3 protein-coding genes are annotated in these 3,295 nt (G+C 61.3%); all 3 read left to right on the forward strand.

Features of this window, described 5'->3' with window-relative positions; translation table 11 throughout:
* The first annotated feature begins 48 nt into the window (after positions 1–48).
* Entirely contained in the window at positions 49–570 is a 522-nt protein-coding gene (locus PSV43_RS14180; RefSeq protein ID WP_345784667.1) for a nucleoside recognition domain-containing protein, read from the forward strand.
* 377 nt (positions 571–947) lie between these two features.
* On the forward strand, positions 948–1,679 hold the full coding sequence (locus PSV43_RS14185; RefSeq protein WP_300198398.1) for a transposase: 732 nt from the start codon (positions 948–950) through the stop codon (positions 1,677–1,679).
* 371 nt (positions 1,680–2,050) lie between these two features.
* A partial coding sequence (locus tag PSV43_RS14190; protein WP_300198401.1) for an aspartate/glutamate racemase family protein occupies positions 2,051–3,295 on the forward strand: 1,245 nt, incomplete at its 3' end.

A 3,295-nucleotide genomic window follows, 5' to 3' on the forward strand; every position in this document is an offset into this window, starting at 1 on the left:
GCTGCCGCCAGCGCTGAGGTGCAAATAGAACCCACCTGGAAGCGGCTCATGAATGGCGGCTCCGGCCTCGCCATTCCCATCGTCCTCGTACTCACTCTCGGGGTTGGTTTGGCGCGAGGGGTGAAGGTGTATGAGGAGTTTGTGGAAGGGGCGAAAGAAGGCTTCGCCGTGGCCACGCGCATTATGCCGTTTCTCGTGGCCATGCTGGCAGCGCTGGCGGTGTTCAACAGCTCTGGCATGCTGCTGCTGCTGGAGTACCTGCTGCGGCCCCTGCTGAGCTTCATCGGCTTTCCGGTGGAGCTGCTGCCCATGGCGCTGATGCGGCCGCTCACCGGCTCCGGCTCGCTGGGCGTGCTCAATGACATCCTGCTGCGGCCTGAGATCAGCGAGCAGCTGAAGTTCACCGCCGCGATCATGTATGGCTCCACGGAGACTACCTTCTATGTGCTCGCGGTCTATTTCGGCAGCGTCGGCATCCGCCGCATCCGCCATGCGCTGGCAGCGGGTCTCACGGCAGACCTCGTTGGGATGGGGATGGCGGTGGTGCTTGGCAGGCTGCTGTTTGCTTGAGGCTGGCGGCGGTGGCCCCGCCAGGAGAGGGATCATCTTGATCCCTCAACTCTGCGCCACGCCCTCAAAGCTCCGCCGCACCCTCCATTCCTAAGATGGGACCAGGATGGTCCCACTCCTTCCAAGCCCACCCAGCGCTCCGGCAGGAGAGGGATCATCTTGATCCCTCAACGCTGCGAATGCGGCTGCGTGAGCGAAGAGACAAACAGCGTCCTGCCAGCGCGGGGTGGAGGGCGCGAGCGGAGCGTGAGGGACCAGGATGGTCCCACTCCTTTCATGCCACCCAGCGCTCCGGTAGGAGAGGGATCATCTTGATCCCTTAGGCGGACGGTCCCACAATGCGCCTTTCTCAGTCACTTAACCACGTTCTTTTCGCCATGAACACTCCGCTGTTCCTCAACCGCCTGACCGACGTGGAAAAGTCCGCCAATCATCTCCCCCACTGGGAGCAGCCTGGCAGGTGTTATTTCGTCACCTTCCGCATGGCTGACTCCCTTCCTGCGGCGCTGCGTGAGGAATGGACAGCAGAACGCGATGAATGGCTCGAAGCCCACCCCAAACCGCACACTCCGGAGGAAACTGGCGAGTACCAACAGAAGTTCACCGCGCGCATCGAGCACTGGCTGGATGCCGCACATGGCTCCTGCGTTTTGCGCCAACCTGCATGCCGTGAAATTGTCGCCGGTGCCTTGCAGTACTTTGAGGCCAAACGCTACGACCTGCATGCCTGGGTCATCATGCCGAATCACGTTCATGTGCTGATGTCGCTTCATGAGGGCGAGCAGCTCGGCAAAATTCTCTCAAGCTGGAAAAGCTACACCGCGAATCGACTGAATGATTGGCTCCATCTCAGCGGCTCCTTTTGGCAGGAGGATTATTTTGACCGCCTCGTTCGCGACGCGGATCACTTCGTCCGCTGCGTTCGTTACATTCGTCGCAATCCTCTCAAAGCCGGCCTGCTTCCAGATGGCTATTCCATTTGGGAGGATGCTCTTTCCCGCCGGTGGGCTCCGCCAGCTCCGCCGTCTCCCCTTTCGGAAGATGGGACCAGGATGGTCCCACTCCTTCCAAGTGAGCCCAGCGCTCCCTCAGGAGAGGGATCATCTTGATCCCTCAACGCTGCGCCACGCCCTCCAGCTCCGCCGCACCTTCCATTCCTAAGGTGGGACCAGGATGGTCCCACTCCTTCCAAGTGAGCCCAGCGCTCTGGCAGGAGAGGGATCATCTTGATCCCTCGACGCTCCGCCACGCCCTCCAGCTCCGCCGCACCTTCCTTTCCTGAGGTGGGACCAGGATGGTCCCACTCCTTTCAAGCTACCGGACTGTGCTCGTGCTCGCACACGCGTGTTTTTGCTACACGCTGGCAGACGGATGGGCTGTCGCCACATCCATCCTACGTTCGGAATGGCTCCCGCGTGGCTTTGCGTTGTGCTGGCCTATTTGCTGTCTATATACCGCCCCCTCTGCCGTCTGCTTATCTATGAAAATCCTCACCGCGCTGCTTCTGCTCGCCATCGCAGCGCCTGCTGCTGATCTCATCGAGCATGCCAAGGTGCATGCCGATGGCAAAGCGGCCTTCAGTTTTGATGCCAGTGCCTGGAGCGATGAGGAAGCCACGCGCCACCTGCCCATTGGCGTGTTTGATTCCGGCATCGGCGGACTGACCGTGCTGGAGGCGCTGCTGACGCTGGACGCCTTTCACAACGACACCCTGCAACCCGGTGCGGATGGCGTGCCTGATTTTGCCCAGGAGCGCTTCATCTACCTCGGCGATCAGGCGAACATGCCCTACGGCAACTACTCCGCCGTGAACCGCACCGATTACCTGCGCGAGCTCATCGTGAAGGACGCCGTCTTTCTGCTCGGTCGCCGCGCCTACCCCACTGAGGGCACTGAGCCGCAGTTCACCAAGCCGCCGGTCAAAGCCATCGTGATCGCCTGCAACACGGCCACGGCTTACGGTCTGGAAGACATTCGCAAGGCCGTGGCGGCATGGAAGATTCCCGTCATCGTCGTCGGTGTGGTGGAGGCCGGGGCACGGGATGTTTTGGAATCCAAGAGCACAGGCGGCATCGGCATCCTCGCCACTGCGGGCACCTGCGCGAGCAAGGTGTATCCGCGCACGATCGCCAGCACTTTGGGACTCGCGGGACAGAGCGTGCCCGTCATCGCCCAGCAGGGCAGTTCCACACTGGCCGGGGCGATTGAGGGCGACGCCGCCTTTCCTGATTCCGTGGCGGCTTATGCGATGAAAGAAGCGCGTGCTTTGGCGGAAGCGTATCGCGCTGAGAAACCCACCGCGCCGCTGCAAACCATCGTGCTGGGTTGCACGCACTACCCGCTGGCGAAGGATGAGATCGATGCCGCCTTCACCGCGCTGCGTACTGAGGCTGAGTTTCGTGATGTGATCGCCGAGCAGCGCACGTTTGTGAACCCCGCTGAAGCCACCGCGCGCGAGCTGTTTCGTGAACTTGCCAAGTCCAAGCTGCGATTGAAGTCCGGCGAGACATGCGTACTCAAACAGGGCCTGTTCTACTTCTCTGTGCCACGCGTCGAAGAAGTCGGCATCCAGCTCTCCGTCGATGGAAATTTGGACCAGGACTACAAATACTCCCGCAGCCCCGGCAACTTCGACTTTGAGGACACGAAGAACGTGCCGCTCACGCCGGAACTGATTCCGGCCAGCAGTGCGAAGATGGTGAAGGAGAGACTGCCTGCGGTGTGG

The organism is Prosthecobacter sp. (assembly GCF_029946185.1).
Classification (GTDB): Bacteria; Verrucomicrobiota; Verrucomicrobiia; order Verrucomicrobiales; family Verrucomicrobiaceae; genus Prosthecobacter.